The organism is Xanthobacter tagetidis (assembly GCF_003667445.1).
Classification (GTDB): domain Bacteria; phylum Pseudomonadota; class Alphaproteobacteria; order Rhizobiales; family Xanthobacteraceae; genus Xanthobacter; species Xanthobacter tagetidis.
The window spans coordinates 151,875-169,288 of sequence record NZ_RCTF01000006.1; the positions used below are offsets into that span (position 1 = coordinate 151,875).

The 17,414-nt window shown below is 69.9% G+C and carries 20 protein-coding genes and 1 other RNA gene; 10 read left to right on the top strand and 11 right to left on the bottom strand.

The genetic code is table 11. From position 1 onward, the window contains the following. Positions 1-23 precede the first annotated feature (23 nt). The 6 genes from ssrS to D9R14_RS09480 all read left to right on the top strand — a co-directional run bounded on the left by ssrS (position 24) and on the right by D9R14_RS09480 (position 4,842). Positions 24-179, top strand: a non-coding RNA gene (ssrS, locus tag D9R14_RS09455) — 6S RNA. A 105-nt stretch (positions 180-284) separates the two neighbouring features. Further along, positions 285-839 (top strand): 5-formyltetrahydrofolate cyclo-ligase, encoded by a 555-nt coding sequence (locus tag D9R14_RS09460; protein ID WP_245420672.1) that lies wholly within the window; start codon positions 285-287, stop codon positions 837-839. Between the two features lie 4 nt (positions 840-843). Then, complete coding sequence (locus D9R14_RS09465; RefSeq protein WP_121623073.1) at positions 844-1,665, top strand: TIGR00282 family metallophosphoesterase; 822 nt, start codon at positions 844-846, stop codon at positions 1,663-1,665. A gap of 219 nt (positions 1,666-1,884) precedes the next feature. After that, positions 1,885-3,858 (top strand): threonine--tRNA ligase, encoded by a 1,974-nt coding sequence (thrS, locus tag D9R14_RS09470; protein WP_121623074.1) that lies wholly within the window; start codon positions 1,885-1,887, stop codon positions 3,856-3,858. A gap of 128 nt (positions 3,859-3,986) precedes the next feature. Continuing rightward, the gene (locus D9R14_RS09475) at positions 3,987-4,421 is read left to right on the top strand and encodes a DUF7662 domain-containing protein (protein WP_147452994.1); all 435 of its coding nucleotides are present in this window, start codon (positions 3,987-3,989) and stop codon (positions 4,419-4,421) included. Between the two features lies 1 nt (position 4,422). Next, positions 4,423-4,842: a type II toxin-antitoxin system VapC family toxin gene (locus D9R14_RS09480; protein ID WP_121623076.1), complete on the top strand. Its 420-nt coding sequence runs from the start codon at positions 4,423-4,425 to the stop codon at positions 4,840-4,842. Positions 4,843-4,844: 2 nt separating this feature from the next. On the opposite strand, the gene D9R14_RS09485 is transcribed toward D9R14_RS09480, so the two are convergent. The 4 genes from D9R14_RS09485 to purE form a co-directional block, all read right to left on the bottom strand. After that, on the bottom strand, positions 4,845-5,183 hold the full coding sequence (locus D9R14_RS09485) for a c-type cytochrome (RefSeq protein ID WP_121623178.1): 339 nt from the start codon (positions 5,181-5,183) through the stop codon (positions 4,845-4,847). An 89-nt stretch (positions 5,184-5,272) separates the two neighbouring features. Further along, positions 5,273-6,316 (bottom strand): RgsD C-terminal domain-containing protein, encoded by a 1,044-nt coding sequence (locus D9R14_RS09490; protein ID WP_184759491.1) that lies wholly within the window; start codon positions 6,314-6,316, stop codon positions 5,273-5,275. A 93-nt stretch (positions 6,317-6,409) separates the two neighbouring features. Further along, positions 6,410-7,492, bottom strand: coding sequence for a 5-(carboxyamino)imidazole ribonucleotide synthase (locus D9R14_RS09495; protein WP_121623077.1), 1,083 nt, complete (start codon positions 7,490-7,492; stop codon positions 6,410-6,412). A gap of 3 nt (positions 7,493-7,495) precedes the next feature. Beyond that, positions 7,496-7,978 carry a 5-(carboxyamino)imidazole ribonucleotide mutase gene (gene purE, locus D9R14_RS09500; protein ID WP_121623078.1) on the bottom strand — a complete coding sequence of 161 codons (483 nt, stop codon included), beginning with the start codon at positions 7,976-7,978 and terminating at the stop codon, positions 7,496-7,498. 209 nt (positions 7,979-8,187) lie between these two features. Between purE and D9R14_RS09505 the strand changes: the two genes are divergently transcribed. Next, entirely contained in the window at positions 8,188-8,412 is a 225-nt protein-coding gene (locus tag D9R14_RS09505) for a hypothetical protein (protein ID WP_147452995.1), read from the top strand. 36 nt (positions 8,413-8,448) lie between these two features. Beyond that, positions 8,449-9,795 (top strand): hypothetical protein, encoded by a 1,347-nt coding sequence (locus D9R14_RS09510; protein WP_121623080.1) that lies wholly within the window; start codon positions 8,449-8,451, stop codon positions 9,793-9,795. 13 nt (positions 9,796-9,808) lie between these two features. Here D9R14_RS09510 and D9R14_RS09515 read toward each other — a convergent pair whose 3' ends face one another. The 4 genes from D9R14_RS09515 to D9R14_RS09530 all read right to left on the bottom strand — a co-directional run bounded on the left by D9R14_RS09515 (position 9,809) and on the right by D9R14_RS09530 (position 13,973). Next, entirely contained in the window at positions 9,809-10,744 is a 936-nt protein-coding gene (locus D9R14_RS09515) for a lipid A biosynthesis lauroyl acyltransferase (RefSeq protein ID WP_245420675.1), read from the bottom strand. Positions 10,745-10,756: 12 nt separating this feature from the next. Beyond that, on the bottom strand, positions 10,757-11,779 hold the full coding sequence (locus D9R14_RS09520) for a zinc-binding dehydrogenase (RefSeq protein ID WP_121623081.1): 1,023 nt from the start codon (positions 11,777-11,779) through the stop codon (positions 10,757-10,759). A 190-nt stretch (positions 11,780-11,969) separates the two neighbouring features. Beyond that, complete coding sequence (locus D9R14_RS09525; protein WP_121623082.1) at positions 11,970-13,253, bottom strand: beta-ketoacyl-ACP synthase; 1,284 nt, start codon at positions 13,251-13,253, stop codon at positions 11,970-11,972. A 189-nt stretch (positions 13,254-13,442) separates the two neighbouring features. Next, positions 13,443-13,973 carry an SH3 domain-containing protein gene (locus tag D9R14_RS09530; RefSeq protein ID WP_184759489.1) on the bottom strand — a complete coding sequence of 177 codons (531 nt, stop codon included), beginning with the start codon at positions 13,971-13,973 and terminating at the stop codon, positions 13,443-13,445. Positions 13,974-14,132: 159 nt separating this feature from the next. On the opposite strand from D9R14_RS09530, the gene D9R14_RS09535 reads away from it, so the two are divergent. Then, the gene (locus D9R14_RS09535) at positions 14,133-15,134 is read left to right on the top strand and encodes a 2-hydroxyacid dehydrogenase (RefSeq protein WP_121623084.1); all 1,002 of its coding nucleotides are present in this window, start codon (positions 14,133-14,135) and stop codon (positions 15,132-15,134) included. 181 nt (positions 15,135-15,315) lie between these two features. Here the strand turns inward: D9R14_RS09535 and D9R14_RS09540 are convergent, their stop codons facing one another. Then, the gene (locus D9R14_RS09540) at positions 15,316-16,128 is read right to left on the bottom strand and encodes a HesA/MoeB/ThiF family protein (RefSeq protein ID WP_121623085.1); all 813 of its coding nucleotides are present in this window, start codon (positions 16,126-16,128) and stop codon (positions 15,316-15,318) included. A 102-nt stretch (positions 16,129-16,230) separates the two neighbouring features. Here D9R14_RS09540 and D9R14_RS09545 point away from each other — a divergent pair, with 102 nt between their 5' ends. After that, positions 16,231-16,614, top strand: coding sequence for a four-helix bundle copper-binding protein (locus tag D9R14_RS09545; RefSeq protein WP_121623086.1), 384 nt, complete (start codon positions 16,231-16,233; stop codon positions 16,612-16,614). Between the two features lie 28 nt (positions 16,615-16,642). On the opposite strand, the gene D9R14_RS09550 is transcribed toward D9R14_RS09545, so the two are convergent. Continuing rightward, entirely contained in the window at positions 16,643-17,236 is a 594-nt protein-coding gene (locus D9R14_RS09550; protein ID WP_121623087.1) for a DsbE family thiol:disulfide interchange protein, read from the bottom strand. Next, a complete protein-coding gene (ccmD, locus tag D9R14_RS09555; RefSeq protein ID WP_121623088.1) occupies positions 17,233-17,412 on the bottom strand; it encodes a heme exporter protein CcmD in 180 nt (59 codons plus the stop codon). Before ccmD ends, D9R14_RS09550 begins: the two co-directional genes overlap by 4 nt. Positions 17,413-17,414 lie beyond the last annotated feature (2 nt).

Consider the following 17,414-nt stretch of genomic DNA (forward strand, 5'->3'; position numbering starts at 1 on the left):
CGGTTCGCACCTACATTGGCAATGCGGGGCTGTGGGGTACGTCTGGAGACAATATCCCCGGGGCCTTATCGATCCTGAAGGGAGCTGTCCCTGACCTTGCCCCTGGGCTCGGACACACGGCGCCCACCTACTTTGTAGGTTTCCCGGGATCGCACTCCGACGGCTTTCGCGGCTCCGCACCCTCTTCTTTCGCCTCCGTCATGTCCCCTTCCCTTTCCGCTCCCGCCGATGCCGCCGCCGAGAAGCGGCGCCTGCGCGCGGGTGCGTTGGCGCGTCGCGCGGCCATGGGGGAGGAAGCACGGCGCCTCGCCTCGGCCGCCGCCGCAATTCATGCGCGCACCGCCATGGGCGATGGCCCCCTGGCCGGGCGGACGATCGCCGTGTTCGCGCCCTTCCGGGACGAGATCGACACCTTTCCCCTCGCCGCACTGCTCCGCGCCGAAGGCGCCCGCTTGGCCTTGCCGGTGATCGTCGGCCGCGGGCTGCCGCTTGCGTTCCGCCTCTGGCAGGCGGACGACCCGCTTGTCCCCCAGGGCGCTTACGGCATCCCGACACCTTCGGAGACCGCGCCCGAGGCGACGCCGGACCTTGTCGTGGTGCCGCTCGCCGCCTTCGACCGCTGCGGCGGGCGCATCGGCTACGGCGCCGGCTTCTACGACCGCACGCTGGCCCGCCTGCGTGCCGCTTCGCCCGTTACCGCCCTCGGCTACGCCTTCGCCTGCCAGGAGGTGCCGCGGGTGCCCGCCGAGCCCCATGACGAACCCCTCGACATGATGATAACGGAGCACGGCGCCCTTCCCTGCTCCCACCCCTTCTCCCGCTTCTGCCCCGGACCCTGACGCGATGCGCATGCTCTTCCTCGGCGACGTGGTCGGCCGTCCCGGCCGCGACGTCGTCACCAGCCTCCTGCCGGGCCTCGTCGCCGACTGGCGGCTCGATTTCGTCGCCGTGAACGGCGAGAACGCCGCCGGCGGCTTCGGCATCACCGAGGCCATCTATGAGGACCTCAGGGCAGCGGGGGCCGACGCGGTCACGCTCGGCAACCACTCCTTCGACCAGCGCGAGGCGCTGGTCTTCATCGAGCGCGCGCCGCAATTGCTGCGCCCGGCAAACTACCCCGCCGGCACGCCGGGCCGCGGCGCGGCGCTGGTGGAGGCGAAGAACGGCGCCAGCGTGCTGGTGCTCAACCTCATGGGCCGCATCTTCATGGATGCGCTGGACGACCCCTTCGTTGCGGCCGACCGCGCTCTGGAGGGGGCGGAGCTGGGCCGCGTGGCGGATGCGGTGCTGATCGACTTCCACGCCGAGACCACCAGCGAGAAGCAGGCGTTCGGCCATTATTGCGACGGCCGCGCCTCCCTGGTGGTGGGCACCCACACCCATGTGCCGACCGCCGACCACCGCATCCTGTACGGTGGCACCGCCTTCATGACCGATGTGGGCATGTGCGGCAGCTATGAGGGGGTGATCGGCATGGACAAGGAGGAGCCCATCCGCCGCTTCATCCGCAAGCTGCCCTCGGCCCGCTTCGAGCCGGCGGGCGGCGCCGGCACGCTCTCGGGCGTGGCGGTGGAGACCGACGACGCCACCGGCCTCGCCGTGAAGATCGCCCCGGTGCGCATCGGCGGGCCGCTGGCCGAGACCCGGCCGGATTTTTGGGGGTAGGGCGTTCCGCCGCCCGCAAATCCTGGCGCCCCCACGCCGGTCGCGCCCCCTCACCCCCGGCCCCTCTCCCGCGAGGGGAGAGGGGAGGCGCGCGCTGGACCGGCCGGCGCGCCGGGCCTTCTGGCTGGACGCCCGCTTGCCCGCTCCCTAAAAGGACCCCGCCAAATTGCGTGATGCCTACCTGCGTGGTGCGCAGGAGTGGGCGAAAAGGAGTGCCACATGATCTCGCTGACCTTCCCCGACGGCGCCAAGCGCGAATATCCCGTGGGGACCTCCGGCGCCGACGTCGCCGCCCAGATTTCCAAGTCGCTCGCCAAGAAGGCCGTCGCCGTCACTCTGGACGGCGCGATGGCGGACCTTGCCGAGCCGATCAGCCGCGACGCGAAGATCGAGATCGTCACCCGCGACGACCCGCGCGCGCTGGAGCTGATCCGCCACGACTGCTCGCACGTGATGGCGGAGGCGGTGCAGGAGCTGTGGCCGGGCACCCAGGTGACCATCGGCCCGGTGATCGAGAACGGCTTCTATTACGACTTCGCGCGCAACGCCCCCTTCACCTCCGAAGACCTGCCGGTCATCGAGGCGAAGATGCGCGAGATCATCGCCCGCGACCGGCCCTTCACGCGCGAGGTGTGGAGCCGGGACGAGGCCAAGCGCGTGTTCGCCGCCAAGGGCGAGGCCTACAAGGTCGAGCTGGTCGACGCGATCCCGGCGGACCAGGACGTGAAGATCTACAAGCAGGGCGAGTGGTTCGACCTCTGCCGCGGCCCGCACATGCCCTCCACCGGCAAGATCGGCACTGCCTTCAAGCTGATGAAGGTGGCCGGCGCCTATTGGCGCGGTGATTCGAACAACCCGATGCTGACCCGCATCTACGGCACCGCCTGGCAGGACGAGAAGGCGCTTGCCGATTACCTCCACCGGCTGGAGGAGGCGGAGAAGCGCGACCACCGCCGCCTCGGCCGAGAGATGGACCTGTTCCACTTCCAGGAGGAGGGGCCGGGCACCGTCTTCTGGCACCCCAAGGGCTGGACCCTGTTCCAGGAGTTGGTGGCCTATATGCGCCGGCGCCTGAAGGCGGACTATGACGAGGTCAACGCCCCGCAGGTGCTGGACGCCTCGCTGTGGGAGACCTCCGGCCACTGGGGCTGGTACAAGGAGAACATGTTCAAGGTCCAGTCGGCGGGCGACGAGACCAAGGACGAGCGCGTGTTCGCGCTGAAGCCCATGAACTGCCCCGGCCATGTGCAGATCTTCAAGCACGGGCTGAAGAGCTACCGCGATCTGCCCATGCGCCTCGCCGAGTTCGGCCTGGTGCACCGCTACGAGCCGTCCGGCGCGCTGCATGGGCTGATGCGCGTGCGCGGCTTCACGCAGGACGACGCCCACGTCTTCTGCACCGAGGAGCAGATGGCGGCGGAGTGCCTGAAGATCAACGATCTGATCCTCTCCACCTATGCCGACTTCGGCTTCGACGAGATCGTGGTGAAGCTCTCCACCCGGCCGGAGAAGCGCGTCGGCACCGATGCGGTGTGGGATCATGCCGAGAGCGTCATGAGCGGCGTGCTCGACCAGATCGCCGCCTCCTCCAACCGCATCAAGACCGGCATCCTGCAGGGCGAGGGCGCGTTCTACGGGCCGAAGTTCGAATACACGCTGAGGGACGCCATCGGCCGCGAGTGGCAGTGCGGCACCACGCAGGTGGACTTCAACCTGCCGGAGCGGTTCGGCGCCTTCTACGTGGATGCGGACGGGCAGAAGAAGACGCCGGTGATGATCCACCGCGCCATCTGCGGCTCCATGGAGCGCTTCACCGGCATCCTCATCGAGCACTTCGCCGGCCACTTCCCGCTGTGGCTCGCCCCCACCCAGGTGGTGGTCGCCACCATCACCTCGGACGCGGACGACTACGCCGCCGAGGTGGTGGACGCGCTGAAGGCGGCCGGCCTTCGTGCCGAGCTCGACCTGCGCAACGAGAAGATCAACCTCAAGGTGCGCGAGCACTCGCTGGCCAAGGTGCCGGTGCTCCTGGTGGCGGGCAAGAAGGAGGCGGCCGAACGCACCCTCTCCATGCGCCGCCTCGGCTCCAACGCCCAGACCTCCGGCGCGCTGGACGAGGTGATCGCGTCGCTGGTGGACGAGGCCGTGCCGCCGGACCTCAAGCGCAAGGCGCTGGCCGCGAAGGCGGCGTGAGGGGGAGCGAACAGGACGGAATGAGGGAGGCGGGGCTTCGGCCTCGCCTTTCTTTTTGCACTACAACAAACACTGTTTATAAACACTGTTTGTTTGACTAGCCTCCAATATCGAAAGAGGAGGTTCCCGTGGCATCGTCCAGCGCACTCAAGGCCCCGACCGATTCCCGTTACGCGCCTCTGACCGCCCACCTCAGGACCGTCAGCCAAACCCATGTCGCGATGACATTCGCGGAGATCGAGGCGCTGGTGGGCCATCCCCTCCCCGCCAGCGCCCGCCGTCACCGCGCGTGGTGGAGCAACAATCCGAGCAACAGTGTTATCACCTGGGCCTGGCTGGCTGCCGGTTACAAGTCCGAGCAAGTGGACATGGAGGCGGGCCGCCTCGTCTTCCGGCGCGTGGAGGAGGAGGAACGGATGTCGGCGGTCGCTGAGGCCGCCCCGGCCGCCGACCGCGCGAGCCTGCTGAAGGCGCTCTACGGCGCGCTCAAGGGCACCGTCACGGTTGCCGACGGCACCGACCTCACCGCGCCCACCGCCACCGACTGGCGGGCGGAGCGCTGAGATGGCCCTGCCCATCCTGCTCGATACCTGCGCCGCCATCTGGATCGCCAATGGCGACCGGATCGCTCCCGAGGCTCTGGAGCGGCTGGCCGATGCCCGCGAGGCCGGGCAGTCGATCTTCATCTGCCCCATGACGGCCTGGGAGATCGGCCAGCTGGTGGCATCGCGAAAGATCGCGCTGGCCCAGTCGCCGACCGCTTGGTTCCGCGCGCTTGTGGCCCTGCCCGGCGTGGCGCTGGCGGCCATGCCGCCCGAAGCCCTGATTGAATCGTCCTTCCTGCCGGACGAGCCGCCCGCCCGCGATCCCGTCGATCGCATCATGATCGCCACGGCGCGCCATCACGGCTACCAGCTGATGACGCGCGACCGCCTCCTCCTCGGCTTCGCCGCCCGCGGGCACCTGCAGGCGATTGCCTGCTGATCCTACTTCCGCAGGCTCGCGAAATAGGCGGCAAGGTCGGCCGCCTCGTTGCGGGTCAGCGCGACCTGCGGCATCTGCGGATGCGGATTGAGCAGGCGTAAGGCGAGCCACGGGGCGGAGATGTCGCCGTCGCGCTCCGCGAGCGCCGCGAAGGTCGGGGCGTCGCTGGCGGCGCTTTGCGGGGCGGCGCCCACCACATGGCAGCCGGCGCACCAGCGCTCCGCCAGAGCGCGCCCGGCGACAGCGTCGGGCCGGTGGACGGGCGCGGCGGCGAGTGCCGTCGCGGCGAGCGCGGCGGCGGCGAGGCAGAGGGCGGATAGGGGCTTGCCGGGGCGCGTCACGGGCGGCTCCACACAGAGGTTGTCGCCTCAGCGGAGCACGGCGGGCCCGCCGGCTCATTGATCCCGAACATATCGCCGCAAGGCGGCGCTCACTTCACCAGGACCTCGACCTCCTGGTCGTGGCCGGCATCCACCTTGAACTCGCGGCTGTAATTCTTGCCGCCGTTGCGGGCGATGGCGGCATAGTCGCCTTCGGTGAGCACGAACACCGGGAAGGCGCCGATGGATTCCTTGATGGTGTCGCCGCCGGGGGTGATGACGGTCCATTGCGTATCGGCCTGCGCCTCGCCGCCCTGCACCTTCACCAGCTTCAGCATCACCTGCGCGGCGCGGTGGTGCATGGTGGCATCGGTGAGCTTGCCGGGCTGGACCGAGACGTCCGCGCGCACCACGGCATTGGCGTCGCCATAGGTGGAAACCACGTGGTAGGTGCCTTCCGGCAGCAGCACCACCTCGCCGGCGCCGGCGCCGCGATAATAAGGCTGGGTGGAGGTGCGCCCCTGCAGGAACGAGCCCTCGAAGATGTCGAACGTGACCTTCTGCGGCGAGATGGTCTTGTTCTCCACGTCCGCTTCCAGGCGCAGGCCGCCGGCCGGCAGCACGAAGCCCTCGCGGCGGGACACCGGGCCGAGCACGATGCGCTGCGCTGTGTTCGCCAGCCCGTAGCTCGCATGGATGATGTAGCCGCCGGGGGTGAGGAAGAACACCGGCGCCGCATCCGTGCTCTCGGCCACCAGCGGGAAGGCGCCGGAGGCTTCCGGCCGGTCCGCGAACACGCGCCAGACGACGCCGCGGGGAATGGCCTGCCCCTCGGGCGAGAAGCGGGCGAACACGCCGAGCGCCGCCTTTCCGGGCGGCGAGGGTGGCAGCACCGCATGGGGCTCGCGCGCCCCCGCGCCGCCGCCGGGAACGATGGCGCGCGGCGGCCCCGAGGGCGGCGGCGCGAACGGCCCGGCCTGGGGCGCCGCGGAGGGCGGGGTGCCGAGAAACTGGAGGCTTTGCGCGCCGGCGGGCGCGGCGGCGGCGGCGATCAGCCCGGCCGCCAGCGCGACGCGCGCGACGCGCCGACCGATCCCGCGCAGCGCGCGAAGCGCGCGGGCGGCCGAAGCGGGAGCGAGGCGTGAAGCGTCCATGGCACTGAGGTGCACAAAATTCCGGGCGGATTCAAGTCCGGCCTGCGGGGCGCCGCCGGGCGCGGCCAGCCCGCGCCCGGCGGCGCCCTGGGGTCAGCAGCCCTCGCCGTCGCGCAGGCGGTTCACATGGCCCATCTTGCGGCCGGCCCGGGCCTCGTCCTTGCCGTAGAGATGCAGCCGCGCGCCGGGTTCGGCGAGAATCTTGTGCCAGGCATGCACGTCCTCGCCGATCAGGTTGGTCATCTGCGCCGGACCCAGCCGGGCCGGATCGCCGAGCGGCCAGCCGGCGATGGCGCGCACGTGCTGCTCGAACTGGCAGGTGGCGGCGCCGTCCTGCGTCCAGTGGCCGCTGTTGTGGACCCGCGGGGCGATCTCGTTCACCAGCACCCGCTCCGCGGCGCCGCGCCCCACCAGGAACAGCTCCACCGCGAACACGCCCACATATTCGAGCGCGCCCGAGATGGCGCAGGCGATGGACCGCGCCGCCCGCTCGGTTTCCGGGCTGACGCCGGCGGGCACCGTGGAGGTGTGCAGGATGTGCTCGCGGTGCACGTTGCGCGTCACGTCATAGGCGGCGAAAGCGTCGTCCGCGCGCCGGGCGGCGACGATGGACACCTCCGCCTCGAACCGCACGAAGCCCTCAAGGATCGCCGGCTGGCGCCCGAGCGCGTGCCAGGCCGCCGTAAGATCCTCGCCGGGGCGGACGATGACCTGCCCCTTGCCGTCATAGCCGAAGCGCCGCGTCTTCAGCACCGCAGGAAGGCCGATCGCGGCCACCGCCGCCTCCAGCGAGGCGAGGTCGTCCACGGGCGCGAACGGGGCGGTCTCGATGCCGAGCGCGCGAACGAAGCTCTTCTCCGCGAGCCGGTCCTGGGTGGTGGCGAGCGCCTTGGCGCCGGGCGCCAGCGGACGGCGGGCGGCGAGGAACTCGGCGGTCGCCAGCGGCACGTTCTCGAACTCGTAGGTGACCACGTCGACCTGGCGCGCGAACGCCTCCAGCGCGGCGAAGTCGTCATAGGCGGCGCAGATGTGGCCGGCGCTGACCTGGAAGGCCGGGCTGTCCTTGTCCGGGCAGAGGATGAAGCTCTTCAGGCCCAGTCGCGCGGCGGCGAGCGCGATCATACGCCCCAGTTGGCCGCCGCCGAGAATCCCGATGGTATCGCCCGGCGCCAGCATGGCTCAGACCGGCCGCTCCGCCACCTGCGCCGTGCGCGCGGCGCGGAAGTCCTTGAGACGCTGGGCAAGACCGGCGTCGCCGAGGGCGAGCACGGCGGCGGCGAGCAGCGCCGCGTTGGTGGCGCCGGCCCGGCCGATGGCGAGCGTGCCGACGGGGATGCCCGCGGGCATCTGGACGATGGAATAGAGGCTGTCGAGGCCGCTCATGGCCTTCGATTCCACCGGCACGCCGAACACCGGCAGGGTGGTGAGGGAGGCGACCATGCCCGGCAGGTGGGCGGCGCCGCCGGCGCCGGCGATCACCACCTTGAAGCCCTCCGCCTCGGCGCCCTTGGCGAAGGCATACATGCGGTCCGGGGTGCGGTGGGCGGAGACGATGCGCACGTCGTGCGGGATCGCGAGCGCCGCCAGCGTCTCCGCTGCGTGGCGCATGGTGTCCCAATCGGACTGGCTGCCCATGATGACGGCCACAAGCGGCGCGCTCATCCCTTCCGACCCCTCGGGAAAAAAGGAAAGCGCGGCTTTATAGGAATGCGGCAGGCGGGGCAAGGGGCGGGCGCCGCGCCGGGCGCAGAGTCCGGTGTGGCGCAGGGACCGATGCACGAAGAACGCACCCACGTTTAAAAATTGATTCTACGATTATTGCTATCTATGCGTGTATTATCTAACATCCCGCTCCAACGGATGAAGGCCACATGGGACGGGATGTTTCGACGATGAAGCGCTGGCGGCTCCTCGGCCTGATCGTGATGGTCGCAGCCCTCGCCTCCTCGAGCGCGCGGGCACAGGTGCCGCCGCACCAGCCCGGCACCATCTGCTTCACCCCCTATTTCTGGTGCTGGGCCCAGCCGCCCGGCCCTCCCGGCGCCTATTGCGGCTGTCCGGGACCCTATGGCTGGGTGCAGGGGATTCTGGGGTGAAGCGAGGCCGCTGATCATCGAGGATCGAGGGACGCCATGGGCAACGGCACGGATCAGCTTTTGGCGGATGCCGACCTCGTGCTAGAGGCGGCGTCCAGTCTCGGGCGTCTGGATCGGTCCCGCGATCTCGGGGAGCGGCTCGCCCGCGTGAGGGCGGCGGTTGATGCCGGCGCCGAGCCCGACCCGAAGGCCATCGGTGACCTGCGCCTCGCCCTCAATGATGCGATCGCCGAACTCGCCCCCGTGACGCTTGGCGACCTGCGGACGGGGTGGCGGCCATTTCGCAGGACGCGCGGGCACCAGTTGCGGCTCACGGCGATCGCCGTGCTTTGCCTCCTGATCGTGTTCACGACGGCAAAGATCACCATCGAGTACGAGCGCACCAGCACCCTGTTCGCCACCACCAAGGCGCTGCACGCCTCGCGGCCGGACGAACTTGCGGCGAAGCTCTACTTCCTGCTCAAGAAGAACGGCTTCGATGCACTCACCACACCCAGCAACGAGAAGCTCTACGATCAGCTGATCACCCAGGTCGCCGACCTGCGCCAGATCGGCAGAAGCATGGGCTCCTACAGCCAGGTGGAACAGCAGGTGGTGGACGGCGATCCGTTTTCATTCATCAGACACCTGGTGTCCGCGATCACGGGGCTGTTCGCGTCGGATCGGTCCCGCGGCGGCGTTGCGGGGCCGGCCCAGCCGGGAACAATGGAATTGGCAAATGCTTCTGCGGAGAGCGCCAGAAAGCGCTTCAATGAGGTCCAGCAGCGCTATCGCCCCGATCTGGGATTGGGGCAAGGAGACCCCGACGCGCCAACCGGCACTCCCGAGCCGGCGGACCCGGCGCGCCGTGCGAGACCGTTGATGGAGGGCACACCAGAGATCGAAAGGCTGTGCTTCAACCAGGAGGATAAGAAGAGGATCTCCTGCGCGATCGGCGACCATCTGGCGGAGATCAGGCAACTCATGGTCGCCCTCAACATCGGCCCGACCATCCTGAACGTCCAGGAATACACGGCCAAGATGATCTCCCAGAAGTCGACGATCGACCTCTACGGGCGATGGCTTCTACCGGCGCTCTACGGAATGATCGGCTCCATGCTGTTCATCCTGCGGCGCTACCTGGACCCCGCGAGCCCGGATCCCTCCATCCTGGATTTTCTGTACCGCATCACGCTCGGCGGCTTCGCCGGCATCATCGCCGCGTGGCTGTGGACGCCCGCCTCGGCGGACCTCAACCTGCCCACCATCACGTCCGCCGGCGCGTTCGGCATCGCCTTCCTGGTGGGCTTCTCCACCGACGTGCTGTTCGGCGCGCTGGAGCGGCTGTCGAAGCTCGCCAGCGACGCCATGGGCAAACCGCCCGGCGGCGGCGCCGCCGCCTGAGCGCGGCGCCGGCTCAGCGCCAGCGGCGGTGCAGCCAGAGCCATTGGGCGGGGTGCTCGCGCACCCAGCCTTCGATCACGTCGTTGATCGCCTGCATGGCGCCCTCGACGTCGATCTTGCCCTCGGCGTCGCGCGGCATCACCACCTCCTCGGTGAACTCCACGCGGAACCGCCCCTTGGGCAGGCGCACCACCCGCCAGCCATAGACCGGGCAGTCGAAGTGCCGGGCGAGCTTGGCGAGCGTCGGGTTGGTGGCGGTGGGACGGCCGAAGAACTTCACCTTCGGCCCGCCGGTCCAGTACTGGTCCACCAGCATGCCGATATGCTGGCCCTGGCCGAGCCGGCGGATCAGCTCGCGCGCGGCATCGCGGTCGGTGCGGATGAGGTCGGGCATGGTGCCCTTGCGCATCTCCTCGATCAGCTGCGCGGCCTTCTTGTTGTTCGGCTCGCGGTAGATCACCGCGTCGAGGATGTTCATCTCCGCGCCGGCGATGGCGCACATTTCCCAATTGCCGGTGTGGGCGGAGAAGAACAGCGCCGTCCTGCCGTCGCGCAGCTGGTGCGAGAAGTCGGCCTTGCCGATCTCGATGCGGCCCCTCTTGCCGGGATTGCCCGGGTCGTAGTCCCAGATGTGGTCGAGGTGCGCGAACTCGGCGCACAGGCGGCCGAGATTGGCCCACACCTCGCGCACCAGCTTCTCGATCTCCCGCGGCGACTTCTCGGGAAAGGCAGCCTTCAGGTTGGCCCGCGCCACCTTGGTGAGCGGCCACATGGGCCCGAACAGGCGCGCCCAGAAGGCCATGCCGGCGGACGACACCTCCAGCGGCCACAGCCTGAGCCACCACAGCGAGCCGCGCACGTAGCCGCCCAGGATCGCGCCGGTGACCGGCGCCATCCGCTTGATCGCGCGGTGCCGGAACTGCTTCCAGCGCTGCTTGTGCCTGCTCAAGTCAATCCGCCTTCAGAATGCGACCAGGATCTTGCCGAACACGCGCCGGCTCTCCAGGCGCTCGAGGCCCTCGTTGAACCGATCCAGCGGCACCACGGTGTCGATCACCGGGCGGATGCCGCGGCCCATCTTCTCAAGGCCGTTGGAGACGTTGCGGATGGTGGCGCCGAACGAGCCGAAGATCTTGTACTGGCGCTGGAACAGCTGCATCAGGTTCATCTGCACGCTCACCCCCGAGGTGGAGCCGCAGGTCACGAGCCGCGCGCCCGGACGCATGGAGAGCAGCGAGCCGTTCCAGGTCTCGGCGCCCACATGCTCGAACACCACGTCGACGCCGACCTTTTTGGTGATCTTGCGCACCTCGTGCTCGAAGCGGTCGCGCCGGTAGTTGATGACGTGGTCGGCGCCGAGCGCCAGCGCCTTGGCGCCCTTCTCGTCGTCGCCCACCGTGGTGATGACTGTGGCGCCCACGTCCTTGGCGAGGCGGATGGCGGCGGAGCCGATGCCCGAGCCGCCGGCATGCACCAGCACGGTCTCGCCGGCTTCGAGACGCGCATTGTCGAACAGCATGTGCTCGACGGTGGAGAAGGTGATGCCGGCGCAGGCGGCGTCCTCGAACGGCACGCCCTGCGGCGCCGGGATGGCGAGGCGCTCCGGCAGGTTGATGAGATCGCGGGCGAAGCCGTCGATGTGGAAGCCCAGCACGCCGCCCACATTCTCGCAGAGATTGTCGCGGCCGGCGAGGCAGTGGCGGCAGTGGCCGCAGGTCATGGCGCCGTACATGGAAACGGTCTGGCCGACCTGGAGCCCGCGCACGTCGGCGCCGACCGCGACGATCTCGCCGGCGGCCTCCGCGCCCACCACGAGGGGCATCTTGCGCTTGGCGAAGGCCATGCCGCGCCAGCCCCACACGTCGATATGGTTGAGCGCCAGCGCCTTCACCCGGATCTGCACCTCGCCGGCGCCGGGGGCGTCGGGCTCGAGCATGTCGACGATTTCGAGCTTGCGGTCGGAGACGAGCTGGAGGGCGCGCATTCTTGTTCTCTGGGTCGGTTTTTCAGCGATGGACGACGCAGGCCGCGCCGTCCGGGTCCGTCACCGGGACGAACCGGTCATATAGCCCGCGCCGGGGGAAAAGCGGAAGGCCACCACCTGCGGGAGAAGACGACGCCCCCCGCCCTCAGTACGGCGCGGAGGCGGAGGCGGATGTCGCCGCCGCGCCCCCTCAGGCCGGCTCCGCCGCCAGGACCAGGCAGACGTTCTGCCCGCCGAAGCCGAACGAATTGGAGATCGCGCGGCGCACCTGCGCATCCCGCGCCACGTTCGGCACCACGTCGAGCGGGATCGCGGGGTCGGGCACATGATAGTTGATGGTCGGCGGGATGCGGCCATTGGCGATGGTGAGCAGCGACACCGCCGCCTCGATGGCCCCCGCCGCGGTCAAGGTGTGGCCGATCATGGACTTGTTGGACGAGATCGGGATGCCGGCGAGCTTCTCCTCGCCGAACACGCCCTTCAGGCCGACATATTCCATGCGGTCGTTCTCGGGCGTCGAGGTGCCGTGGGCGTTGATGTAGTCCACGTCGTCCGGGGTGATGCCGGCATCCGCCAGCGCGTTCTTCATGCAGCCGACGATGGGGCGGCCGTCCGGCGAGGAGCGGGTGCGGTGGAAGTTGTCGGCCATTTCGCCGCAGCCCTCCAGCACGCCGAGGATGGTCGCCCCGCGCGCGACCGCGTGAGCATAGCTCTCCAGCACCAGCGCCGCGGCGCCCTCGGCCATGACGAAGCCGTCGCGGTTCTTGGCGAACGGGCGCGCCGCCTCCTCGGGCCTGTCGTTGGCGGTGGTGAGCGCCGAGAGCAGCGAGAAGCGGATCAGCGCCTCGGGATGCACCGAGCCGTCGGTGCCGAGCGAGAGCGCGACCTCGGTCTCGCCGCGCCGGATCGCCTCGACGCCGAGCTGGATCGCGGTGGCGCCGGACGCGCACGCGGTGGAGAGCGAGATCGGCTGGCCGCGGGTGCCGAAGCGATCGGCGAGGCGGTCGGCCACCGAGCCGAACATGAAGCGCTCGTGCCACGGGCGGAACCGGCCGGAGGCGGCGGCGCCGAGCAGATCGCGATAGGTCAGCGGGTACTTGCCCACCGCCTCCCCCAGTTGCCGGCGCTCCGGCCATTCCAGCTCCACCGGCGGAACGGCGGCGAACAGCGGGCCGGGGAAGTCGCCCTTGGCGCCGATGCCGGCCTCGGCGATGGCCTCCTCCACCGCGAGGGTGGCGAGCTTCTCGGACAGGTCCGGCGCCGGGACGCGGCCGTCGAACAGGAAGTCCACGGTGCCGGCGATGGTGGTGCGCATGCCCTCGATGGGAAAGCGGGTGATGGTGTGGATGCCCGATTCGCCGGCGGTGAGGCGGCGCCAGTTGTCGTCCTTGCCCTGGCCGAGCGAGGTGACGATGCCGATGCCGGTGACGACCACCACGGGCCGTCCATGCTTGTCCAGATGCGCCTGCGTCATGCCGCGGCTCCCGTTGGTGAGGCGCGCTTGCCCGAGGCGCCGTGTTCTCTTGCGTGACCGCCGTCGCGCCCTCAGGGAGCGCCCGCAGCTGGCGTCATTGCGGGGGAAAATAAGCCGAAGCCGGCCCGCGGGTAAATGCGGCCCGGCTTTCGCTACCAAAACACCATCCAGGCCTGACGGCCCGGTGGCCTATTCCATCTTCTCGTTGGGATATACGCCGAAGAGCAGGGACTGCGCCACATAGCCGTCGAAGCTCTCGCCGGAGATGCGGCAGAACTTGCCGTCGCAGGCCTTCACGACGCCGAGCACGCCGGGCTCCAGCTTCGCCACCACCGCGGCCTCGGGGCTCGGCCCATTGCGCAGCGGCACCGTCTCGCCCTTCTGCCAGGGCGCGACCAGAGCGGTGCGGCGCAGCGACAGCAGGGAATGGTAGACCCAGCCCTCCGCGCCATCGGCGTCGCGGATGCGGCGCCAGGTCTCGAACTCGGCCGTCACCTCGACCGGCAGCCCGGCCCGGTGGAACACCCAGGCCACGTCGTGGTCCTTGTTCGGCCCGTTGCGCACGTTGACGGTGTCGGCCTTGAGCGAGGAGAAGCGCGGCACCGGCAGTCCCGAGGTCCCGTCCTGCGCGGCCTCGGCCGGCGCCAGGGCGAAAAGCCCCGTGACGAAGAGCGCGCCCAAGAGGAAGCTCTTCATGCAATGACGGATCGGTGAAGGCATGATGGCATCGTCCTTTCGCATCGCGGGAGGGGTGCGCCTGTGAGGTGCGCCGCGCGGGCGCGCGCGTCAAGGGCTGCGGCTCCCGCGCGCCTTGTGTTTCGCCGCCTGTCTGATAGACGGGACCACAAGGGTTAAGAAATGGGGAACGGGGAAGTGCCCATGGTGCGTCGCAAGCCGCTGGTGGTCGTCACGCGCAAGCTGCCGGAAACGGTCGAGACGCGCATGCGCGAACTGTTCGACGTTCGCCTCAACGAAGACGACGCGCCGATGGACCACGCGGCCCTGGTGGAGGCGGTGAAGACGGCCGACGTGCTGGTTCCCACCGTCACCGACCGCATCGATTCCTCGGTTCTCTCGCAGGCGGGCGAGAACCTGCGGCTGATCGCCTCCTTCTCCAACGGCGTCGACCATATCGACGTGGCGAGCGCGCTCAACCGCGGGATCACCGTCACCAACACCCCCGGCGTCCTCACCGAGGACACCGCCGACATGACCATGGCGCTGATCCTCTCGGTGCCGCGGCGGCTGGCCGAGGGTGCGCAGGTGATGAACTCCGAGAAGGAGGAATGGCCCGGCTGGTCGCCCACATGGATGCTCGGCCGCCGCATCTGGGGCAAGCGCCTCGGCATCATCGGCATGGGCCGCATCGGCCAGGCGGTGGCGCGGCGCGCCAAGTCCTTCGGCCTGCAGATCCACTACCACAACCGCCGCCGCCTGCCGGTGGCGATCGAGGAGATGCTGGACGCCACCTACTGGGAGAGCCTCGACCAGATGCTGGCGCGCATGGACATCATCTCCGTGAACTGCCCGCACACGCCGGCCACCTACCATCTCCTGTCGGCGCGGCGCCTCAAGCTGCTGAAGCCGCACGCTTACGTGGTGAACACCGCGCGCGGCGAGGTGATCGACGAGAACGCCCTCACCCGCCTGATCGAGGCCGGGGAGATCGCCGGGGCGGGCCTCGACGTGTTCGAGCACGAGCCGGCGGTGAACCCCAAGCTGATCCGCCTCGCCAAGCAGGGCAAGGTGGTGCTGCTGCCGCATCTCGGCTCGGCCACCCTGGAAGGCCGCGTGGACATGGGCGAGAAGGTGATCGTCAACATCAAGACCTTCATGGACGGCCACCGCCCGCCGGACCGCGTCCTGCCCGCGATGCTGTGAGCAACGCGCCCGGCCCGGCTTCCTCCGCGTCCCGCACACCCGTCGCCCTCCGGCTTGACCGGAGCCTACCGGCCTGCCGCAAGCCCTGCACAACGGGGTGGATGCTCCGGTCAAGCCGGAGCATGACGGCGGCGGGGACGCGCGACTGGACATTCCCTGGCGCCCGGCGCCTTAGGCAGCCTTACGCCGCCTTGGCGTGCGCCGACAGATCGGTGATGCGCACCGTCTCCCCCGTCAACGGGTTCTCCGGGTCCCAGCCGTAGCTCAGCGTCTCGAAGCGCATGGAGCGGGCGTCGATCATCAAAAGGCGGCCGACCAGTCCCTCCCCGAAGCCGACGATGGCGCGGATCGCTTCCAGCGCGGCGATCGAGCCGGCGGTGCCGGCGAGCGCGCCCAGCACCCCCGCCTCGGCGCAGGGGGCTACCGTGCCGGGCGGCGGCGGCTCGGGGAACAGGCAGCGATAGGTGGGGTTCGGCGTGCCGTCCGGACCCCTCTCGTGGGCGCGAACGGTGGTGATGGTGGCATCGAGCGTGCCGAGCGCCGCCGTCACCAGCGTCTTGCGCGCCAGAACGCAGGCGTCCGACACCAGATAGCGGGTGGAGAAATTGTCCGAGCCGTCCACCACCACGTCCACGCCGCCGATCAGGTCGAGCGCGTTCTCGGCGGTAAGCCGCGTGCGGTGCGTCACCAGCTCCACATGGGGGTTGAGCGCGGCGATGGCGTCGCGGGCGCTGTCCACCTTCGGGCGGCCGATGTCCGGCGTGCCGTGGATCACCTGGCGCTGGAGGTTGGAGAGCGAGACCACGTCGTCCTCCACCAGGACGATGCGCCCGACGCCGGCGGCGGCAAGATAGAGCAGCACCGGCGCGCCGAGGCCGCCGGCGCCGACCACCAGGACGTGCGCCGCCTTGAGCTTCTGCTGGCCCGGCCCGCCCACGTCGTGCAGCACGATGTGGCGGGCGTAGCGTTCGATCTCTTCGGTGGAGAAGGCCATAAGGGCTCATTAGCCCTTCGGCGCGATTTCGTCACCCTGGCGGGAACCAGCTCTGCGTCACCGGCATTTCTCCTATGACAGACACGCCGGAGACCCTGCGACATGCACCGCATCGCCATCGACTTCTCGCGCCGCGCCGACGTTCCTGCCACCTTCCTTCTGGACGATCCGGTGCAGTCCGGCCGGGCCGTGGACCTTCTGCTCGACTGCGCGCGGGCCTGCGCCGACGGGGCCGCGGACATGGAGACCGGCCGCTCGGCCATCGAGCCCGAGCGCCTGCGCCTCATGCTGGCCTGCGCCGAGACCTGCCGCGCGGCGGCGCATGTGATGATCCTCGGCGTGCCGCACCATCGCGAGCTGTGCGAAGCGGCCGCCGGCCTGTGCGAGGCGTGCGTCGCCGCCTCGGATGCGGACGATGATGCCGACGAGTGCGCCGCCGCCTGCCGCGCCTGCGCGGAGGCCTGCCGCAACCTCGCCGTCCACTGAGATCGCCGCCACTGAGCCGTCGGCCCGCTTATTGGGCCGCGAGCTTCTCGATCAGCGGCTGGAGGGTGGTCGCCACCGCCTCCGGCGTCAGCGGCCCCACGAATTTGTGGGCGATGGTGCCGTCCTTGGCGAGCACGAAGGTCTCGGGCACGCCATAGACGCCCCATTCGATGGCCGCCCGGCCGTTCGGGTCGATCCCGACCGCCTCGTAGGGCATGCCGTACTGGCCGAGGAAGCGCCGGGCATTCTCCGGGGCGTCCTTGTAGTTCAGCCCGACGAGGCGCAGGCGCGGGTCCTGCGCCAGCTTCATCAGCAGCGGATGCTCCTCGCGGCACGGCCCGCACCAGGAGGCCCAGACGTTCACCAGCGTCGGCTTGCCGCCGAGCGCCGCGGTGTCGATGCCGGGCACGCTCGCCCCTGCCTTGCGCAGATCCGGCAGCGGCGGCAGCGTCATGGCGGGCGCCTTGCGTCCCACCAGAACGGAGGGCACGCGCGAGGGATCGCCCCCGCTCTCCAGGCGCGTCAGGAACAGGCCCGCCAGCGCCAGGAAGATCACCAGCGGCAGCATGACCAGCCACACGCGGCGCCGTGGCGCCTGTGGTGCCGGAGCGGGCGCGCTCATGGGGCCGCCTCCTCGATCTTGGACACGGCGCTGGAACGGCGGCGCACGCCGCGCGCCTCCAGATCGGCCAGCGCCCGCTTCTGGGCGGCGTTGTCGATGAGCAGCCAGGCGGCGAGCAAAGCGAGGCCGAGGAGGGAGACCCCATAGGAGGCGGCGATGAAGGTGAAGTGCTCCATCG